Annotated in this window: 21 protein-coding genes and 1 riboswitch; of the genes, 1 reads left to right on the top strand and 20 read right to left on the bottom strand. The window is 31.7% G+C overall.

All coding sequences use genetic code 11. The annotated features are described in order from the left end of the window. Positions 1-165 precede the first annotated feature (165 nt). The 18 genes from BUB36_RS03265 to recD2 form a co-directional block, all read right to left on the bottom strand. Positions 166-2037: a motility associated factor glycosyltransferase family protein gene (locus tag BUB36_RS03265; protein WP_073146958.1), complete on the bottom strand. Its 1872-nt coding sequence runs from the start codon at positions 2035-2037 to the stop codon at positions 166-168. Between the two features lie 18 nt (positions 2038-2055). After that, the gene (locus BUB36_RS03260) at positions 2056-2409 is read right to left on the bottom strand and encodes a hypothetical protein (RefSeq protein WP_073146957.1); all 354 of its coding nucleotides are present in this window, start codon (positions 2407-2409) and stop codon (positions 2056-2058) included. A 69-nt stretch (positions 2410-2478) separates the two neighbouring features. After that, entirely contained in the window at positions 2479-3240 is a 762-nt protein-coding gene (locus tag BUB36_RS03255) for a flagellin N-terminal helical domain-containing protein (protein WP_073146956.1), read from the bottom strand. Between the two features lie 127 nt (positions 3241-3367). Then, on the bottom strand, positions 3368-3610 hold the full coding sequence (gene csrA, locus BUB36_RS03250; RefSeq protein WP_073146955.1) for a carbon storage regulator CsrA: 243 nt from the start codon (positions 3608-3610) through the stop codon (positions 3368-3370). A 12-nt stretch (positions 3611-3622) separates the two neighbouring features. Next, positions 3623-4060, bottom strand: coding sequence for a flagellar assembly protein FliW (gene fliW, locus BUB36_RS03245; RefSeq protein ID WP_073146954.1), 438 nt, complete (start codon positions 4058-4060; stop codon positions 3623-3625). Positions 4061-4075: 15 nt separating this feature from the next. Then, positions 4076-4642 carry a DUF6470 family protein gene (locus BUB36_RS03240; RefSeq protein WP_084111640.1) on the bottom strand — a complete coding sequence of 189 codons (567 nt, stop codon included), beginning with the start codon at positions 4640-4642 and terminating at the stop codon, positions 4076-4078. Positions 4643-4684: 42 nt separating this feature from the next. After that, complete coding sequence (gene flgL / locus BUB36_RS03235) at positions 4685-5590, bottom strand: flagellar hook-associated protein FlgL (RefSeq protein WP_073146953.1); 906 nt, start codon at positions 5588-5590, stop codon at positions 4685-4687. A gap of 75 nt (positions 5591-5665) precedes the next feature. Further along, positions 5666-6031, bottom strand: a complete 366-nt coding sequence (locus BUB36_RS03230) for a four helix bundle protein (protein WP_073146952.1) — start codon at positions 6029-6031, stop codon at positions 5666-5668. Between the two features lie 41 nt (positions 6032-6072). Then, a complete protein-coding gene (gene flgK, locus BUB36_RS03225; protein WP_073146951.1) occupies positions 6073-7713 on the bottom strand; it encodes a flagellar hook-associated protein FlgK in 1641 nt (546 codons plus the stop codon). Between the two features lie 14 nt (positions 7714-7727). Continuing rightward, complete coding sequence (locus BUB36_RS03220; RefSeq protein WP_073146950.1) at positions 7728-8225, bottom strand: flagellar protein FlgN; 498 nt, start codon at positions 8223-8225, stop codon at positions 7728-7730. Positions 8226-8458: 233 nt separating this feature from the next. Then, positions 8459-8749, bottom strand: coding sequence for a flagellar biosynthesis anti-sigma factor FlgM (flgM, locus tag BUB36_RS03215; protein WP_073146949.1), 291 nt, complete (start codon positions 8747-8749; stop codon positions 8459-8461). Between the two features lie 96 nt (positions 8750-8845). Next, complete coding sequence (locus BUB36_RS03210) at positions 8846-9265, bottom strand: hypothetical protein (protein ID WP_073146948.1); 420 nt, start codon at positions 9263-9265, stop codon at positions 8846-8848. Positions 9266-9370: 105 nt separating this feature from the next. Then, positions 9371-10624 carry a J domain-containing protein gene (locus BUB36_RS03205; RefSeq protein ID WP_073146947.1) on the bottom strand — a complete coding sequence of 418 codons (1254 nt, stop codon included), beginning with the start codon at positions 10622-10624 and terminating at the stop codon, positions 9371-9373. A gap of 13 nt (positions 10625-10637) precedes the next feature. Next, positions 10638-12491: an Hsp70 family protein gene (locus tag BUB36_RS03200; protein ID WP_073146946.1), complete on the bottom strand. Its 1854-nt coding sequence runs from the start codon at positions 12489-12491 to the stop codon at positions 10638-10640. After that, positions 12472-13179: a nucleotide exchange factor GrpE gene (gene grpE, locus BUB36_RS03195; protein ID WP_073146945.1), complete on the bottom strand. Its 708-nt coding sequence runs from the start codon at positions 13177-13179 to the stop codon at positions 12472-12474. The genes BUB36_RS03200 and grpE overlap by 20 nt, the downstream gene beginning before the upstream one ends. A gap of 156 nt (positions 13180-13335) precedes the next feature. Further along, entirely contained in the window at positions 13336-13755 is a 420-nt protein-coding gene (locus BUB36_RS03190; RefSeq protein WP_073146944.1) for a MerR family transcriptional regulator, read from the bottom strand. 79 nt (positions 13756-13834) lie between these two features. Further along, positions 13835-14581 carry a ComF family protein gene (locus BUB36_RS03185; protein WP_073146943.1) on the bottom strand — a complete coding sequence of 249 codons (747 nt, stop codon included), beginning with the start codon at positions 14579-14581 and terminating at the stop codon, positions 13835-13837. Between the two features lie 148 nt (positions 14582-14729). Next, on the bottom strand, positions 14730-16955 hold the full coding sequence (gene recD2, locus BUB36_RS03180; protein ID WP_073146942.1) for an SF1B family DNA helicase RecD2: 2226 nt from the start codon (positions 16953-16955) through the stop codon (positions 14730-14732). A gap of 505 nt (positions 16956-17460) precedes the next feature. Here recD2 and BUB36_RS03175 point away from each other — a divergent pair. Further along, the gene (locus BUB36_RS03175) at positions 17461-17679 is read left to right on the top strand and encodes a DUF378 domain-containing protein (RefSeq protein WP_073146941.1); all 219 of its coding nucleotides are present in this window, start codon (positions 17461-17463) and stop codon (positions 17677-17679) included. A gap of 223 nt (positions 17680-17902) precedes the next feature. On the opposite strand, the gene metK is transcribed toward BUB36_RS03175, so the two are convergent. Together metK and BUB36_RS03165 are read right to left on the bottom strand one after the other, a co-directional pair. Then, positions 17903-19090: a methionine adenosyltransferase gene (gene metK, locus BUB36_RS03170; RefSeq protein ID WP_278247801.1), complete on the bottom strand. Its 1188-nt coding sequence runs from the start codon at positions 19088-19090 to the stop codon at positions 17903-17905. 424 nt (positions 19091-19514) lie between these two features. After that, positions 19515-19619, bottom strand: a riboswitch (SAM riboswitch). Positions 19620-19740: 121 nt separating this feature from the next. Next, positions 19741-20208, bottom strand: a complete 468-nt coding sequence (locus BUB36_RS03165) for a COG2426 family protein (protein WP_073146939.1) — start codon at positions 20206-20208, stop codon at positions 19741-19743. Between the last annotated feature and the right edge of the window lie 25 nt (positions 20209-20233).

Here is a 20233-nt window from a genome sequence, read left to right as displayed (position 1 = left end):
TCCTACTTTGTAGAAAATATACTTTCATCTGTTTTTTTCTTTCTAATATATATATCGACATAATGACTAAAATTTTTACTTCTTCTTCTATTTTAATTCTGGTAAATATGCAAAAATAATCTAACACAAAAAAATCAGCATTAGCTGATTTCAATAATAAATTTATCAATGTATGTTCACACTAAAAACAAGTTTTTTTATTTCCTTCTCTTGATATTCTTCTAAAAAATTTTCAACTAAATAGTAGATATATTCTGCAGATTCTTTTATATAATAATATAGTTTTTTACTATTTTCAATTTGCCTAATAGTTTTATCAATCCCATCATCACACTCGTTGTCCATTAAGTTTATATATGGCATAGCTATAGGTTCTATGGTTAATAGTCCTTGTTTTTTATTTTTTATCTCTTTCTCTAGATTATTTATCCTTCTCCATAGTTTATTGATTTCATATTCATTGCCTACTTGGTCTACTATATACAAATCCCTAATTTTGTCATAAATCCCAAACATTTTTATGCATAAAGCCCTTATTTCATCTAGCTCAAATCTTATTGCCCTTAAATCTTTTATAACTTCATTAAGTTCTATACTATTCCTACCTTCTGTAATGATTTCCTCAAATTTTTTTCTAACTTCAATATTTTCAATGCAATATTTACTTATGGCTTCTTCAAAGGTCATTATCTCAGTTCCTTGTATCTTAGCTCCACCCTCTGTGGCATCTATATATATTCTATCTACATCTTCCTTATCTTTTCTTATACTATTTTCTATCCAAATTAAAAATTGACGCCATTCTATTTTTGTATTGACTTTTCTTCCATATATTCCTTCAATTTCTACCACATTTTCTTCATCTATCTTTTCATTTTCATAAACTGTTCCTTCGGCATGGGTCCTATTATCTTCATAGGCTAAGTCTTGTCCAATAAATATTATGGGATCTGCCCCTATCTTCTGAGCAAAACCTAGTGCATTATGGGCAACAGAGCCTCCACTATATAAAACTTCTATTTCCTCATAAAAGCTATTTATAGTTTTTCCTCCATAAGCCTCATAATCATTAAATACTATTTTATCTCCCTTATGTTTTTTTAATATAGCTGAAAAGACCTTAGGAGAATATAAAAGAGGTATATCATCATATTGTATATTCCTAAAATGGTTGTAATTATGGTGCTTTGCATCCATAGCTACAACAATATCTGGCTTTATATTTTTCTTTAATAGGGCTTTAAGGGCAGTCCCTACACAAATAATTACAGCTTTATCCTCAATTTTCTTTAACAAATGTACATTCTTACTTAAAGAAGGACCTGCCGATATGATTACAGCTGGCTTGCCTTTGAATTTACCTATAAAACTTTTTAAATTAACACTGCCACATATAAAGGGTATATTATTCATAAAGTTGGTATACCACATAAGCCCCTGCTTAAGTATGGTATTTTGATTAAGCCTTTCATCGGTTAGCTTATTTTTAATTAAATCTATATAACCATCTATGGTTTGGTTGAATATATTAAGATAGTTAGGCATTATGATAGTTGATATGTTATTTAAATTATAGCTATTTATATATCTAGCCATAGTCTCTCTAATATTTTCAATATCTTCATTAACTAATAGCAACAATCTGTTATTCAAAAATATATCACTACAATCTATGTTCTTTATAGCTTCGGTAAATACTTTTAAACTGGGTTCTAATACTATTAAAAAACTTTTACTAGTTAATCGGCTTATAAGCTCCTTTATTCGATATCCAAGACCAAAGCCTATTAAAACAATTTTCGATTTCTCTTTTATAGCTATACTACCCGACCACTTTCGAGCTTCATCTAATGGTTTATATCTACTGTTTATATACATTTTTTTGTTTTGGCTATTTATGATCATGTATTTATTTCCATCTTTTGATTCATCTACTGTTACATCTATCTTACTTTCTTTTTCATTAATAATCCTTTCATAGATATGTGGATATTTTGTCTTTAATATTTCGAGATTCTTTTTATAGATTTCATTCATAATCTATAACTCCTTATTCTACAAAATAGTCTTTATATCCTTACTCCATTCTTCTAATATTTCAGTTACTTCATATTCTAATAAATCTGCTATGAGTACATTGTCATTATTTTGAAAAGCTTCAAAAAGCTCTCTAATAATATCTGCTAGCCTATTTTCATCAATTCTTATATCCTTGCTACTTAAATAACCCTTTGTATTTTTTAACACATCTACACACCATTGTAGCCCATCTAAACATTGCAACAAAATATCTGTATTTATTGTGTTTTCTTCTTTTCTTAATTCATTAGAAGCATTTATAACTCCTTTAGATAGTTTATCTCCGTAATCTATAAAGGATTTCAATATTTCTATTATCTGATTTTCCATAATGCCACCTCATCTATATTAAATAAGACCAACCAAAAGGTTGGTCTTATTTTTAAATTTTAGTTTAAATTATCCTAATAACTGAAGTACACCTTGTGGTGCCATATTAGCCTGTGCAAGCATTGACTGAGCAGCTTGCTGTAGAATATTGAACTTAGTAAAGTTCATCATTTCCTTAGCCATGTCAGTATCTCTTACACGAGATTCAGCTGCTTGTAGGTTTTCATATGTAGTTCCTAGGTTGTTTACTGTATGCTCAAGTCTGTTTTGAAGAGCACCAAGTTTAGCACGTGAAGTAGTAATTGTTTCAATTTTTGATGATATATCTGATACCTTAGCTGTTCCGCCTGGAGCAGTTATATCATCTACAGATACAGTTATAGTACCGCCTGAGTGAGTTATAGCTATATCAAAGTCTTTACCAAATAAAGCCTTTCCATTGAACTTAGTTGTATCAGTGATATTCTCAATCTCTGCATTTAATGCAGATATTTCTTGATTGATGTTATCAACATCACTAGCGCTGTATGTATCACTTTCTTTTTGAACTGCAAGCTCCTTCATACGAACAAGCATATCACTAACTTCATTTAATGCACCTTCAGCTGTCTGTATAAGTGAAATACCATCTTGAGCATTTCTTTGAGCTTGAGCTAAACCTCTAAGCTGTCCTCTCATTTTCTCAGATACCGCAAGACCTGCTGCATCATCGGCTGCTCTGTTGATTCTAAAACCAGAGCTTAACTTCTCAATAGATTTTCCTTGCTTAAAATTATTGATTCTAAGCTGATTGTGGGCGTTTGTTGCCATAATGTTGTTATTAATTCTCATTTACAATCTCCTCCTTGATTTTAAAATTTAGCATCCTTGCCATAATTTCAAATTAATAAAATTATATAATTTTATTTTCAATAATAATATCGGTCCATAGAAAAAAATACTTTAGATTTTTTTAAAATTATTTTTGTAATTTTTCATTAATTTTAAATAGACCCTGCAATTTCTCATATTCTATATCTATATCACTTGCTTTTTTATTTTCATTAACTATCATGTCATATACTTCTTTTCTATGAATATCTATATTCTTAGGAGCCGAAATGCCAATTCTTACCTTGCCCTCTTCTATCTTTATTACCTTTATTTCTATATTGTCTCCTATCATTAGGCTTTCGTTTAATTTCCTAGTTAGTATAAGCATACAAGCCCTCCTTTAGAGTGCTGTTTTTTTAAATATCTTGTATTTTATTTCATATTTATCCGTATCTAATACTAATTGTTTCCCTTTTTTAGTTTTAGTATTAATTATAATTGGCGCTTTTAAGTTCATTGTAGTATTAATCATTTCTTGTGGTATAGTTACTATTGAACATATAAGCACGTCTTGTATATTTTCAATACATAACTCCTCAATGGTACTCTGTGGAATATCAAACTCGTAATCCTCTTTAAACAAAAATGGATTCACTATAACGAAGGCTAGGCTTGGTTCATCTACTCCTTGAAGCCAGTTAAAAGGAAGTTCTGGATTTGGATTCTTAAGCATCACATATTTTTTTACATACCCAAATCCTGGTATGCCGTCTTCAAAGGTTATTATTCCATCTTCATTTATTTCTATTTCACCAAAATATTTAGTCTTTATCTTCATAAAGAAGACCTCCAATTATATTTTAATATCAAGTTTATTGCCTATATATTCTATATCTATAAATGGTTTTTGTTTTAAATATATCTCTACCTTTCCTAAAGTATAATCTAAATTCACTTCCTGAGGTTTATTTTCTATATTTACTTCTCCTTTTTTAAAATTAATTTTAACAGTTCCTTCTTCTAAACTTATTTCTGGTCTGCTTTTTGGTATAAAATCTACATTTACTTCCTTTTTATATTGATCAAAGGCATTGTACTCGGATTGTCTTGGTATAGCTGTATTTCCTGCCTCAATCATAGCTAGTTCATTTCCCTGCTGCACTATTCTAGATATTCCTTGCAGACAAACCTGCTTACCCTTTTCAACATTCGTCTTAATAAAATCAGTAATTTTTTTAAGTCCTATTTCCCCTAGAGGTTTAGTTTGATCTATATTAACCTTAGGTTGAGTTATTTCCATATTTATCTTGGGATTTTTAGTTTGCATATGGAAATTTGATTTGCCATAATCAATATTCATTTTTCCTTGGCTAATATTCATGCCAATTAAACCATTTATAATATTAATCTTTAAATCCATAATTACCTCCATATAAATTTAGATTTTATTAGGTACAATTATCTACCTAATAAAATCTAAAAGAGTAGGTTGAATAACTCTTGCCCCAGCAGATAGAGATGCCCTATATACGCTTTCCTCCATTTTTAAGTGCATTATAGTCTCTGCCATATCCACATCTTCGTTTTCGCTAAGCAATTCTTTAAAGTTTAATTGTTCTTTATCTAATCTATTTTGTACCAGCTCTAATCTGTTGGTTTCTGCACCAATTTCTGCCCTTACAGATAAGGCATTATTTAAATGCTTATCAAGTATTTTTGAATAACCACTAATGCCACTGGTATCATCAGTATCTAAATAGTTGATTAATTGATTGAAATCTTCGATAATTTCACTTGTTGCCCCTGGAGCTCCTCCAGTTCCACCAAATAGCTTAGTTCCAAATACTCCTGCCTCTATTTCTTCTCCAATTCCTATTTGATATTTTATAGTCTGTGGATTAGTAGTATCTATATTATAGGTTCCATCATCCTTAAACAGCTCTTTATCTGTTTGAAATCCTGAAAAAATAAACCTTCCAGCATATGAAGTATTTCCTATCTGTATGATATGATCCCTTAGTTGTTCTATTTCAGCCTTAACCTTTTGTCTATCTTCCTTAGAAAAAGTTTCCGATGAAGCCTGCACAGTAAGCTCCTTTGCTCTATGAATTACATCTTGTAAATTATCTATAGCAGATTCTGTTATATCAAGCCACGACAAAGCATCCTTTGTATTCCTTTGATACTGATCTATCTCCGATACATCAGCCCTCAGCTTTAAAGCTTTAGCAGTGCTAACAGGATCATCGGAAGGACGATTAATCCTTTTTCCCGTAGAAAGCTGAGTATTTCTCTTATCCATTCGTGCAAGATTTCTATTTAAATTGTATAATGTATTACTAATTATCATGTTGTTAGTGACTCTCATACTTTAAGGACCTCCTTTACGGTCTTGAAATATGTTGAATGTTGTATGTTTTAATGTTAAAAGACTCTCTAGCTATCACTTCTTTATTAAATAATTTATCAATCCCAGTAACGTTTTAGATATATATGAAGTTTTCTTATACAGTTTATTAAATGTCTTTTCATCTATATATCCTATATCTAAAAGAACATATAACTGACTTTTCACTTCTGCACTAGAACCTCGTGCAATGTTTAAAAACCTAATAAACTCTTTTCTACTATTTCTTTCAAAACCTTCTGCTATGTTTGACATAATAGAAACAGAAGATCGTTGGATTTGATCTTTTAATCCATAATCTTTATGGAGTTCTGTAGTTCTTGAAATGTAGTATATTTCTCTAACTAACTCACGAGCAAGATTCCAACTATCAAGTTCTTGAAAACTTCTAAAAGTAGCCATATTTTTTTCTCCTTAAACATTCAACATTTAAACATTTTTCATTACCTTCCTACTAACCCCATCCTACTAATAATCGTCTCTATCATTTCGTCCATTGCCGTTATCATTCTGGAGTTGGCATTGAAGGAGTGTTGAAATCTGATCATGTTGCTCATTTCTTCGTCTATTGAAACTCCTGATATAGATTGCCTATTGGTTTCTACTTGTTTTAGTAGCACTATCTGATTATCCCTCATCCTTTCTGCTGACTGGGTATCCACACCGAGATTAGATATTAAGGATTTTACAAAATCCTCGGGACTACCCCATTCAAAAAGATCTACATCATGTCTTACGTCCACCATAGCTAAGGCATTATCTCCATTTCCAGGTAGCTCAGGATTATCTTCAGTAGATGCTGCTATTTTATTTAAACCCTTTTCACTATCTTGTATATCTCCTGAAACTGTAAGCTCACTAGCTGATATTCTATCTACTATGTAAAATTTACCATCTATTTCTTTAACTGTTTTATATCTATATTTCGCTGGATCTGCACTAATTTTGCTTTGCAAGCTTGTTTTTGCATCATTCATATTTGTGACCCCTACTATTTCTTCCGCTGGCCCTCCATCTAGTCCTTTATTTAATAGATAATCTTTATAATCGGCTGTTGACATACCATTAATTGTAAATAGATAAATATCAGTATCTCCTTCTAAACCATACCCTGCCTTATGAATTGTATTTAACACCTCAGCAAATCCATCTGCAAATTCATTGAGCTTCTCCATATAGTATGGTATACCCTTATTATCTCCCGATATATTGTCCCTCATATCCATAAGACCCTTTATCTTTCCACTTGTCGGATTAAAGGTAGAACCATCCTCCCATTTTATGTCATGGAGTTTTGTCACATCACATGATGGATTTAACTTATTTTCCCTTTCTTCATATTTTAGTTTATTGTTTCTAAAATGGGATACTAAAGTCTTTCCATTAATAAGTACATGGAATCTATTCTGATTATCTTCATAATAATCTACATTCACTAGCTTTGAAAGCTTGTCAACAAGAAGATTTCTTTGATCTCTTAGGTCATTTGCTTTGCTTCCATCGAGTTCTGCATTATATATCAATTTATTAAGCTTTGTTATTTGTTCTGAATATCCGTTTATCTCATCGGCTGTAGTTCTTATCTCAAAATCCGTATCGCTTTGAAGCTTTTCAAATTGCCCTGCCATATGGTTAAGACTCGTTGTAAGAGCTATGGCCCTTTCTCTAACTAAAGCCCTAGTCGTAAGGTTTTCAGGAGTTTTACTTAGTTCATGTAATGAGCTGAAAAATTGATCTAACACAGTCTGAATTCCAGAATCAGAAGGCTCATTAAATATTCCTTGTATATTATCTAATGTATTAAACTTAGCCTCCCATTCACCAAAAGTCTTGTTTTCTCCCCTGTATTTAAAATCCAAAAATTCATGTCTTATCTGCGTAACATTTTCAGTCATTACTCCAGTACCAAGCATTCCCTGGCCGTTGGGCAAAAGCATAGGAGTTGTTTGTTTTATATCTAGCCTTTGCCTACAATACCCCTCTGTATTGACATTAGCAATATTGTGTGACGTTATATTCAAAGCCCTTTGGCTTGCAAAAAGCCCTGAACGAGCTATATTAAATCCAAAAAATGTAGAAGACATTTATCTTTTCACCCCTATATTCTTACATCAAATAAGTTGCTCTTTGATTTAATATCTTTTTCATCTGCATCAGAGCCATAAGTGCTACCTTCATTTTCTAAGCTCGTAAGCAAATTCTTATTAAATTCTATATATTCAAGAGATTGCTTTATAAGTTTACTATTTAGGTCATTTTCATTCTTAATATTTTTCAATATATCATCGAATTTATCCCTTATGTCAAATATTTCTTTTTTTGACTCATCATCTAAATGCTCAGAAAGCTCCGATATATTTTGTACTTCATTGGTATCAAACTCATTAGCTATATTTTTCAATATAGATTGTCTAATATTCTCAAGCTTACCTATACTAATTATCATAGCTTGTTCCTTACTAGTAATACCGTCTAAATCCTTTATTCTACCTTCAATTATTATTCTTCTCTTTTGTTTTGCTATTTCCAGCACCTTTTTATATATCTCATATTCCTTATTAAGGGCTAGTATTAGCTGCTTTACGGATTTGCTCATTAAATCAACCTCCGCCTTAGATAAAAGCATATATTAATGCTTTCTTAGTTATATAAGAAACTTGCATAATTAACATTAATAATTTTGAAAAACGAAATGTAGACAGCTTTCTTGACTCTCTCCACTACATTTGGTATTGAAAAATCCTTTAAATGTATTATGCAATTTCCTCATACATCTTAACTTTCTAGGTTTTCTTTATAGAGTTTTAAAAGAAATTTTAATATTATTGCTTATATTTTTTTATCGAAGCTTACTCTTTCAAACATCTTATCAATTATTTCTTCAGCTGACGGGTTATAGGTTCCAGAAGCTATAGCCTTTTTTATATCTGCTACCTTTTCTTCTCTAACATCTGGAAGATTTTTAAATGCATTCATTGCTACTTGAAAATCTTTAGCCTTAGATGAAATTTCAATTTTATCCTTTGCTTCATATGTTTTGTTATTTTGACAGGCTTTTGTTGTCTTGCTCTTATAGGAAGCCATAACCTTTTGTATATTAGAATTGCTGAATATTTTCATTAAAAACACCTCATCTCTACCGATATTACTACTTATATTATCGGCAGAGATAAGGTGTTTATTAATAATATTTTTTAAAAGAAATTTTAGATATGTTTATTTAGCAATTTTTAAACTTTCTTTTAACTTAAAAATACTTTCCTCATTTTGGAATTCTTTATGCTTTATAAACTTAACATCTTCCCCTAAATTCGTAACAGCAGCTTCAACTTCATCTAATCGGTCACTAAATTCTTTTCTTATATCATCAAATTTTCTATTCATGCTTTCAAGGATATTTTGATGTCCTTCTACTAATAATTCTATATCTCTCTGCATTTTTTCTTGTAATACTGCAAACTTAATCATTTCATTTTTAATATTATTTTGTCCTTCTTCTAGATTTGTTAGCCTTTGTTCAGTTCTCTTTTGTCCTTCTTCTAGATTCGTTATCTTGTCTTCAATATTTGATAGCCTGTTATCAAATCTGTCTTGATTTTCTAAAATTTTACCTAGCAGCCCTTCTATTTTTTCCATCTCATTACCCCCATTGAGATCTGTTTTTAACTATTATATCACAGTTTTAAAACCCTCTATAGATTATTTTATGTTAAAATATAGAGTTACCAGTAATATTTTCTATTATAGCTTACCCCTTCTTATTAACCTTCTCATTTCTCTATTAAATCCCTCAGTATGCTCTTTAAACATATTTTCCCATTCATCTTTAAACTCTTTATAAACAAGTTGATACTTCTTCTTTACTCTCATTATGCCAAATGCAATATCTTCATTCATTTCTTCCATATCATTGATAAAATCATAAGGCAATTCCTCCATCAAATGATCATATGCTTCTCCGTCCATGTACTCTTCAGCAAAAAATTGGATAGCTCTAAAATACATAAGTGGAAATAGTTCTTTATCATTAGCCATACGGTCAATTTCTTTTTGCAGTTTTGCTACGTACTTTATTTTTTTCCTTTCTTCTTTAACATCTGGCTTCCTAGAATCAAGCTTATACAATAAATCAATATATATTTCAGCTGCACGGAATCCTGCTACATACTTATATGACATATATTCCTCAAATAAAATTTTCTCTACAACAAATCTGTCATCTTCATTTTCTATTGTCTTCAACAATTTATTTATGCTGTTTTTAATCTTGGAAATTTCACTCCACTTTTCAAGTTCAATAGCAGTATTAAGCCAATCTATAAATATATCCATATCTTCAAAGGATTCAGTTTGCATTTCCTTTATTTGTTCTTGTATTAGTATCCATAATTCATCATATCTTCTTAATTCCTTATATATATCTATTCTTAGCTTCCTTAATATAATCTCACTTTTAATATATCCTTTAATTTTATTTAATTCTTCTAAAGCTTCCTCAGCAAAATCGTGGAACAACATCCTACTAATCTTTAAGGCAAGTATAATTTCTTTTTCATCTTCTTTAGCATAGTCCAAGGCAATATTAAATTGTTCGTTAAACTTATTTAAGTCCTCATCGAAAAGAGCTATCTCTGCTAAAAACATATATACTTGTACATTATTTGGCTGTATTTCTTTCACCTTATTAAATAGCTTCTCTGCTTTTTTGATATCATTGAAAAGCATACACTCTAAAGCTTGATCCATAAGTTTTTCAATCTTACCACCATATTTACGCATCAAATCATATTCGCTTCGTTTAATAGGGTCGCGGAGTATTTCATAAGCCTGTCTAATTTTTTGAAATTCTTCTGGGTGAGTCTCTGGAGGAAATTCCTTCACCTTCTCTATGTACTTTTCCTTAATCCTCTTAGGTCCAGCTTTTGCAGTGGTACCTAACACCTTATAATAGTTTTCTATATTATTTTTTTTATTTCTATGTGAATTTTTAAACATTGATTTTATCCTCCTAAAGCTCTATATCAATTAATTCATCAGTTGCTCTATCAATTGCATCTTCCAATTTTTCTTTATTCCTACGTAAAACAGCTTTTTTCAATTTTCGAATGATATTGTCTATCCTTTTAAGCTTTTCACCTTCAGATATTTTTTCCAAATCCTTCGCCCTATCAATCAGTTCCTCTGCTTCTTCTAGCAGATCGTCCAAATCTCTATCCTCCTCTAATTCACTCACCATATCATTTGCAATCTCATCAATCATTTGACTATATAAACCTTCGTCTAAATCATCCTCTTCTTTATTTTCAAAAAGAGTGTTTAGTTTATCGATGCTATCTTCATAAGCTTCCTGTGATTCACGTTCCAATGCATCCTGTACTGTAACGCTCATTTCTTTTCCAGTGGCTTCACATTTAGCTGTTACTTCTAAAATACCATTTAGATTATATTTAAAAGTTACTTGGATTTTTTCTCTGCCTGCTTCATTTGGTGGAATACCATCAAGTAAAAATTCTCCTAATTTATGATTATACTTTACCCAGTCGTTTTCTCCTTGAAAAATCTCAATAGCTACTTTAGTTTGTCCATCATAAACAGTTGTAAATTCCTCGGTTCGTGTTACTGGTATTGTAGTATTTCGTGGTATTATAACATGATAACCTCCAGGTCGAACTGCGATGTTTTTCCATTCTTTTAATACCGCTATTCCCATAGAAAATGGTGCAACATCTGTAACAATCATGCCACTCTTTGCCAATACTCCAGATTTTATGCCAGCTTGTACAGCTGCACCCAAGGCAACAGCTTCATCGGGATTTATATCATTACGAGGCTTTTTCTTGAAAAAGTCACTAATCAATTCGTGTACCAGAGGGATTCTGGTTGAGCCTCCAACTAATAAAATATCATCTATATCTTTAGCTGTAAGTGATGTTTCCTTTAGCACAGTTTCCACATGCTCCATGGTTTCCATTAATAAATCCTTGATTAGTTCCTCAAATTCTTTACGAGTTATCTCTACAGAAAGACTAATGGGCTGATTATTTTTCACTGTAACAATTGGTAAGGATATTTCAACTTTATTCTCTGTTGATAGCTGTTTTTTTGTCCTTTCAGCTTCATCCTTTAATAGAGCCTTTGCTCTAATGTCTTTTCTAGGGTCAACCCCATGTTCTTTTATTATTTTTTCAGCAAACCAATCTACCAATCTCCAATCGAAGTCTTCGCCACCCAAAAAATTATTTCCTGTGGATGCTTTGACCTCAAGTATACCGCTCATCATCTCTACAATTGAAACATCAAAGGTTCCACCACCTAAGTCATAGACTAATATATGTCGATCTTCTTTTAAGTTATTTAATCCATATGCCATTGCCGCAGCAGTTGGTTCATTTATGATTCTCTCAACTACAAAGCCAGCTAATTCTCCTGCCTTTTTTGTTGCACGACGTTGCTTATCGGTAAAATATGCTGGGACAGTTATAACCGCTTCTTTTTCACCTTCACCTAATAAATCGTCTACATATTTTTTTAGTTCCTTCAGAATTAAAGCAGCTACTTCTTCAGGAAGTAATACCTTATCTGCAATCTGTATGCCTTCATTAGAACCCATCTTTCTCTTAACTGCTGCAACTGTTCTGTCTGGCATAGCAACCATTGAATCACGGGCATCCTTTCCAATAACAACATTTCCATTAAGATCTATTAATACCACTGAAGGTATTATTTTTTCACCCTTTGGCGACGTTATTATCTTAGGTTTTTTACGATATATGTATGCCACAGCAGAATTTGTAGTTCCTAAATCGATACCTACAATAGGTCTAAAAGTATCTTTGATATTTTTATCCTTTATTTTTTTCATAACCCCTCTCCTCTTTTATAGTAATAACCTTTGCCTTTCTAAGCAGGCTTCCATCAGATAACATAAAACCTCTTCTAACAACTTTCACAACTTCAAAGGGAAGATATTTATCCTTTTGAAGAAATATTCCATCAGAACTTCTTATTTCCTCTAGCGTCATTGTATCTATAGCTTCAGACAATAGTGGATCAAAGGTAGTTCCCAATACCTCGATCTCTTTGATTCCTATATTATCAAATGTTTCCATTATTTGTATTTCCCACATTTTATGCAATCTATACCAGTTATCTTCATCATTATTTATCTCTTTATCACAAGCTATATCTATATCGTCTAACATTTTTAATAACACTTGTACAAGCAGCTGTATATTTCCCACTAAGTTTTCTTTTTGTTTTAACTCAAACTCGTATTTGGTTTGGAAATCCCATTTTTCCTTTATACTATAATCCAGTTTTTTAATTTTCCCTATAATATCATTGGCAGTTTTATATTGCAAGCGTGATCCCCTATCAATTTTTTCGCTACTTTGAGATAATTGCTCTCCAAGCTTATATATTTCTTCATCTATCTTCTCAAGTCCATTAGTAATGGTCATATGTTCTTCTTCTAAACGAATTATTTTTCTTTCTAATTCTTCTATCATCTGGTTTTTAAATTTTTTTTTAAACCAAGATTTCCAAAACAATAAAAGCACCTCCGTTGAATTGCTGAGATTTTTAATTCTTTAATCTTATAAGTATCCACTGTCCCTATAATTAGTAACAATTTCAAAAAAAACTCATCTCTAACAGCATTATTTGTATTATGGTCAAAGATGAGAATTTTATTAACAAATGTATATCTATTTTTTCTTCTTCTTTAGCTGAGCTATATGCATTTTTTCCTTAGAACTTGTTCGTATTGTTTTTTTATTTTCCCTCTTTTCAAAGCCTGATTTAAATCCTCTCTCCATATCATAAGCACATTTCTCACAATATCTTCCTGTCCTTATGGCCTTTCCGCAAATTTCACAATCCAATAGTATACCTGGATTTTCTCCAACTATCTCTAGTTTACCTTCCCTAAGATAACGTAAAATTTTATCTTCTGAAACACCTGTTTCTTCGGATACAACTGTTATAGTTTCCTTTGGATTTTCATACAAAAATTCTTTGACTAATATAAAGTCTTCCTCATCTTTTTTTCTACATTTATAACATAATTTACTGATTCCATCATATTGAAATAATTTACCGCATTCCTTACAATTTCTTATATTCAATTGTCAACGCCCTCCTTTTATACCTCATTATATTAAAATATTATATCACAAAATAAATATTTTAGATTAATTATCTTTCTTACATATTTCTTCCCGTAGCTAAAGTAGCCACATACACCCTTTTGGCTCCATTTTCAAGCAATATTTTACTGCATCTATTTACAGTTGCACCCGTTGTAAAAACATCATCTACAAGCAATATGTTCTTATGGTTTATATTATCCTTATTGACTACCTTGAAGGCCCCCTCTAGGTTTGTCATTCTTTCTTCTTTAGTCAATTTGTTTTGTGTTACTGTATTTTTCACCCGCAAAAGGGCTTTATTATCTACTTCTATTTCAGTCATTTTACTTATATATTTACCTATAAGATATGCCTGATTAAAGGATCTCTCCCTTTCCTTGGCTTCATGGAGGGGTACTGGTATGATTATATCAAAGCAGCTAATATTTTCCTCTTTGAGTCTATCATATATAATTTCTGCTATATGGTATGAAATATATCTTTTTTTATGATACTTTAAATCATAAATTATTTTTTTTGATAAATCGTCATATTCAAGGCATGAAACTGCCTTGGTGAAAAAGTATGTATTATCTACACAGTCATTGCATTTATTTATTAAATATAAATCATTTAAGGGCTTTCCACATTTTTCACAGGTCTTGCCATATATAAATTTTAGTTTCCTTTTACACTCATAGCAAATCGAATACTCTTCATCCCTATCTATTGAAGCACTACATAATATGCAGTATATATTTCTTGGATATATAAAATTTAAAAAAACATCTATATATTCATATAATAATTTTACATATTTCATGATTTATACCTCTTTATATATTAGATGGTGATGCTTTGTATTTCTAAGTTGCAGGTTCCAAGTTGCAAGTTTTAGAGCTTTGCTAATGGGTCTTTTTAAAAAATAGTTGCATTACAACATTTTACTGGTGATAGTTTGAATTTTACAACTAAAAACTCAACAGTTCTTCATCCATAATCCTTTTAAGTCTAAATCCAAGTCCTGAGTTTCTATTGAGACTCCCTTCATTTTTTATCATCATGGATAAATATTTCTCCATGCCAACCAAGACTACCAGCTCCCTTGCACGGGTTACAGCAGTATATAATAGATTTTTATTTAAAAGCATAGGAGGTCCCCAGCAAAGTGGTATAATAACTACTGGAAACTCGCTTCCTTGACTCTTATGAATGGTAATAGAGTAAGCAAGCTCTATCTCATCAAGACTAGAAAAGTCATAATCTACATATTTTTCATCATCGAAGCAAACAGATAAAAGCTTTTCTTCTTCATCTATAGCTGTAATATATCCAATATCTCCATTAAATACGCCTTCACCATCCCTGAGACCATCCTTACTCTTCCATTTTATATTATAGTTATTCTTTATCTGCATTATTTTATCCCCAACTCTAAAAAGCTTGTCCCCTACCTTTTTTTCTTCCTTTTCCTTACTCTGGGGATTCAATATGCTTTGAAGCTCCTTGTTCATATTTATGGTGCCGATCTTGCTATTTTTCATAGGAGTTAATACTTGAATATCTTTACTTGGATCATAATTATTAAATTCAGGGAGTCTCCTTATACACAGCTCCTTTATGGTATCAAGTATATTATCTTGGTTTTTCTTTTGTAAGAAGAAAAAATCTTTATCCTTTATGTTAACCTGAGGTTTAAGTCCTTTATTAATTCTATGGGCATTAACGACTATCATGCTTTCCCTTGCTTGTCTGAATATTTCCGTTAACCTTACAACATTTACTATCCCGCTTTCAATTATGTCCTTAAGTACATTCCCAGCTCCTACAGATGGCAGCTGGTCTACATCTCCAACTAGTATAACCCTAGTTCCAGGTATAATAGCCTTAAGTAAATGATACATTAAAAGAATATCAACCATTGAGACCTCATCAATAATGATTACATCAAAGCTTAAGGGGTCTTCTCCATTCTTCATAAATGCCATTCCTGTACCATCATCGGAAAAGGAATATTCCAAAAGTCTATGAATAGTTTTAGCTTCTCTTCCAGTAGTTTCAGTAAGACGCTTTGCAGCCCTGCCTGTAGGAGCAGCTAACCCTATCTTTAAATTTTGGCCTTCAAACAACTTTATAATACTGTTTACAATGGTGGTTTTTCCTGTTCCAGGGCCACCTGTTATGACTGTAATACTGTTTTTAAAGGCTTGCTTAATTGCTTCTTTTTGATTTTCAGCCAAATCAATATCTTCATTGCTTTCAATTTTTTTTATTTCCTCTTCTATATCTAGATTGGAGCTGTCAAAGCTTGTGGCAGAAAGCTCTATAAGCTTTTTGCATACTCCAGTTTCAGCATAAAAGAATGGCATTGGGAATATAGCTATATTTCCATTAATATTTTCCTGATGCAGCTGTCCATTTATGGTTAAAGTAATGATTCCATCCTCTACCATGCTCTTATCTACTCCTAATATTTTGGAGGTTCTATCAATAAACTCTTCTCTAATGGCGTAGGTATGACCCTCTAAGTTATATTGAGTCAAAGAATATTTTATGCCACACATTATTCTATAGGGGGACTTAGGATCTATCCCCATTCTTTTTGCAATCGTATCTGCCATCTTAAATCCTATTCCAGCAATGTCATCGGCTAATCTATAGGGGTTTTCCCTTAAAAATTCTATGGTTTTGTCACCATATTTTTTAAATATTTTTACTGCATATGCTGTAGAAACGCCAAACTGACTTAAAAATATCATTACTTCCTTTATCTCTCTCTGCTGTTCATAGGTCTCAGCAATATCCTTAGCTTTCTTAGGTCCTATGCCGCTAACCTCTGTTAAGCGATCAGGATTATACCTAATAATATCTAAGGAATCCATACCAAACTTTTCTACGATTTTTTCCGCCATCTTAGGTCCTATTCCCTTTATCAAACCCGATGACAGATATTTTACAATTCCTTCTAAGCTTACTGGTATAACCTGTTTACTGCTTACAACCTGTAATTGCTCACCATATATTGGATGAACAGTGGTTCTGCCTTCAAAAGACATAGTTTCACCTACATTTATAATGGGTATATAGCCTACTACAACTACATCCTCTTCTCCTGTATCTACCTCGGCTACTACATAGCCATTTTCCTCATTCTGAAATATAATTTCCTTTACAATACCTTGTACTATCTTAGACATAAAATCACCACGGAATTAGTTAATATTTGATTATCACACATTTACATAGTAAAACTTAATTTATACATATCAAAATATCTAGAGTTTTTAAGGATTTTTGATGTGTAGATGTGTATAAATTAATTATTTTACTGGAATATCTATATTATAACATAAATCAAAATTACCCCTTTATTCTAGTAAATAAAATTTTCTGTTTCGTAGAATAACTTAGGGAGTTTTAGTATTTCCTTTCAGTAATTTTTATAAACCTGTTTTCCCCTTCAAACTCATATAAAAAAACAGGTCTACTACATGAACGAAAAGGAAATATTAAAAACTCCTGCAGATAGTAAATATATCACAATGAGCAAAGCAAATATATGCTGTCCATAATCTCAATAATTATAAAAACTAAAATTATTTTTTCCATTTTATTCATTAATAGTTATATTTATATATGTTTTTTTATATCAAAAATTGGAATAATAATACTTGAAACAAGTTAAATAGAAAGGATGATCTTATGGATAGAATAGCTCTTGTATTAGTCATAATTGGTGCTCTTAATTGGTTATTAGTTGGTCTTTTTGGTTACGACTTGGTGGCAGCTTTATTAGGAGGTTCAGGAGCTATATCTGCTGGTCAAGCATCTGGAATTAGTAGAGTGGTTTATGCTTTAGTAGGTATAGCTGGAGCATATGCAGTAAGCTTTTTATTTAGAAATAGAGAAGTAAGGGACTAAAAAAGCAGCATATGCTGCTTTTTTTAGTTCCAAGTTACATGTTCCAAGTTGCAAGTTTTTCGGAACGTTCTTTAAGGTAGCAAACTCGTTTAGCTTACGCTAAACATCGAGGCTTCATATGAAGAGTCTACTCCACTTGAAACAAAAATGGAATCCTACATTTATATATATAAGTGAAGCACTTGAAATTTTAGATAAAAATGATATTCATAGTCTTGATTTTTTATTCTCCAAAACCTTCTTTTCTAAGTATTTCAGCTTTATCTGTTCTTTCCCATGATAGGTCTATATCTGTTCTTCCAAAGTGACCATATGCTGCTGTTTGTCTGAAAATAGGTCTTCTTAAATCTAAATCTCTTATAATTGCAGCTGGTCTTAAATCAAAGTGCTTCTTAACAAGTTGTACCAATTTCTCTTCAGATACTTTTCCCGTTCCAAAGGTTTCAACCAATATAGAAACTGGCTGAGCAACACCTATAGCATAAGCAAGCTCTATTTCGCATTTTTCAGCAAGACCTGCGGCAACTATATTTTTCGCCACGTATCTTGCAGCATAGGCGGCTGATCTGTCTACCTTTGTTGGGTCTTTTCCAGAAAAAGCTCCACCGCCATGTCTTGAATATCCTCCATATGTGTCAACTATGATTTTTCTTCCTGTTAAACCTGCATCACCCTGAGGTCCCCCTATCACAAATCTGCCAGTAGGGTTTATTAAGTATCTTGTATTTTCATCCAATAAATCAGGAGGTACTATTTTATTTACTACATGTTCAATCATGTCCTTCTCAATCTGATCACGGCTAACCTCTGGACCATGTTGAGTAGAAATAACGATGGTATCTATTCTTACAGGTTTATCACCTTCATATTCTACTGTAACCTGGGTTTTACCGTCTGGGCGAAGATACTCTAAAGTTCCATTCTTTCTTACTTCTGAAAGTCTTCTTGCAAGCTTATGTGCAAGAGAAATAGGAAGAGGCATTAATTCCTCAGTCTCATTGCAGGCAAAACCAAACATAATACCTTGATCTCCTGCACCTATAGCTTCTATTTCATCTCCCATATCACCTTTTTTACGTTCTAATGCTTCATCTACACCCATAGCTATATCTGGAGATTGTTCATCTATGGAAGTGAGTACAGCACAGGTATCACAATCAAATCCATACTTTGCTCTTGTATAGCCTATTTCTTCAATAGTTTTCCTAACTATTTTAGGTATATCTACATAGCATTTAGTAGAAATCTCCCCTGTTACTAATACTAGTCCCGTAGTAACAGTAGTCTCACACGCAACACGAGCATTTGGGTCATTTACAAATATCGCATCTAAAATAGCATCTGACACTTGATCACATATCTTATCTGGATGTCCCTCTGTAACAGATTCTGATGTAAATAATCTTCTCAACTCCATTTCCTCCTTATTATTCATATGGACAAAGGCGTCTTGCGACGCATTTGTAGTTGCAAGTTCTAGGTTCCAAGTTGTAAATATTAGGATGCTTCTAGTAAGTTTTTAAAAAAACTCATTCCAATATTCCACTGCTATTAGTTTGAATTTTACTTCTATATAGAACGCACAAAGGATTTTTCAGTTTAAATTTTGTGCGCTTGTGTTACCTTAATGTTTATTGCGAAAATTTAATTCGTTTCATGTAAAATCATTTTTGCGATTTATATAGGTTAACAATTTTATAATCATACTATCAGGTTTTAAAATCAAGTCTTAGACTGTATGATTTTAATATTATTATAACCTTAATTTATTTTTTTACATAAGAATTTAACTACTTAAAAACCTCTTCCACAAGGAAGAGGTTTTAGGCATTGAAACCTCATCTTCCAGAATACATTATTCTGTAGGACTTAGCACCGTATACCTTGTACCGGTTGCTGGACTTCACAGGGCCTATTCCCTCCGTCACTCTTGATAAGGTGAAACAGATTATTAAATTTAACATAAAAATAGTAACATATAAATATATTCTAGTCAATATTTTTTTATATTGTTTTCCGAAAAAAACTTCCCAAGTCCTATTTCCTAATACAAAGGTCTATCTATATATTAAGTATAGCCAAATGACTTAGAACCGTTAATAAAAGGGCAGCAATAATATTTCCTAAAAATATTGCAAAAAATGCATACTTGATGGGTAAATTTAAAAATGCAGCAGCCATAGCCCCAGTCCAAACTCCTGTTGAAGGTAAGGGTATAGCCACAAAAAAAACAAGCCCTAATATACTATATTTCTTTATATTTTTTGCCTTTCTCTCAGTTCTTTTTATTAACCATTTTTCAAATTTTCTTATCATAGAAATACTTCTTAATCTCATAAAAAAAGGTTTCAAAAAAAACAATATAAAAGGAACAGGAATCATACTCCCAGCTACGCACAAAAAAGCTGCATGGATTGGATTCATTCCCATTGCTATTCCATAGGGAATAGCGCCCCTGAGTTCTATTACTGGTAAAGTTGCAAGAAGAAAAACCTTAAGCTCCCTTGATAAAAAATCCACTAAGCTCATATTGCTCACCTACTAGCTATCATAA

This window comes from Paramaledivibacter caminithermalis DSM 15212 (assembly GCF_900142245.1).
Lineage (GTDB): Bacteria > Bacillota > Clostridia > Peptostreptococcales > Caminicellaceae > Paramaledivibacter > Paramaledivibacter caminithermalis.
This window is presented reverse-complemented; position numbering and strand designations above follow the sequence as displayed.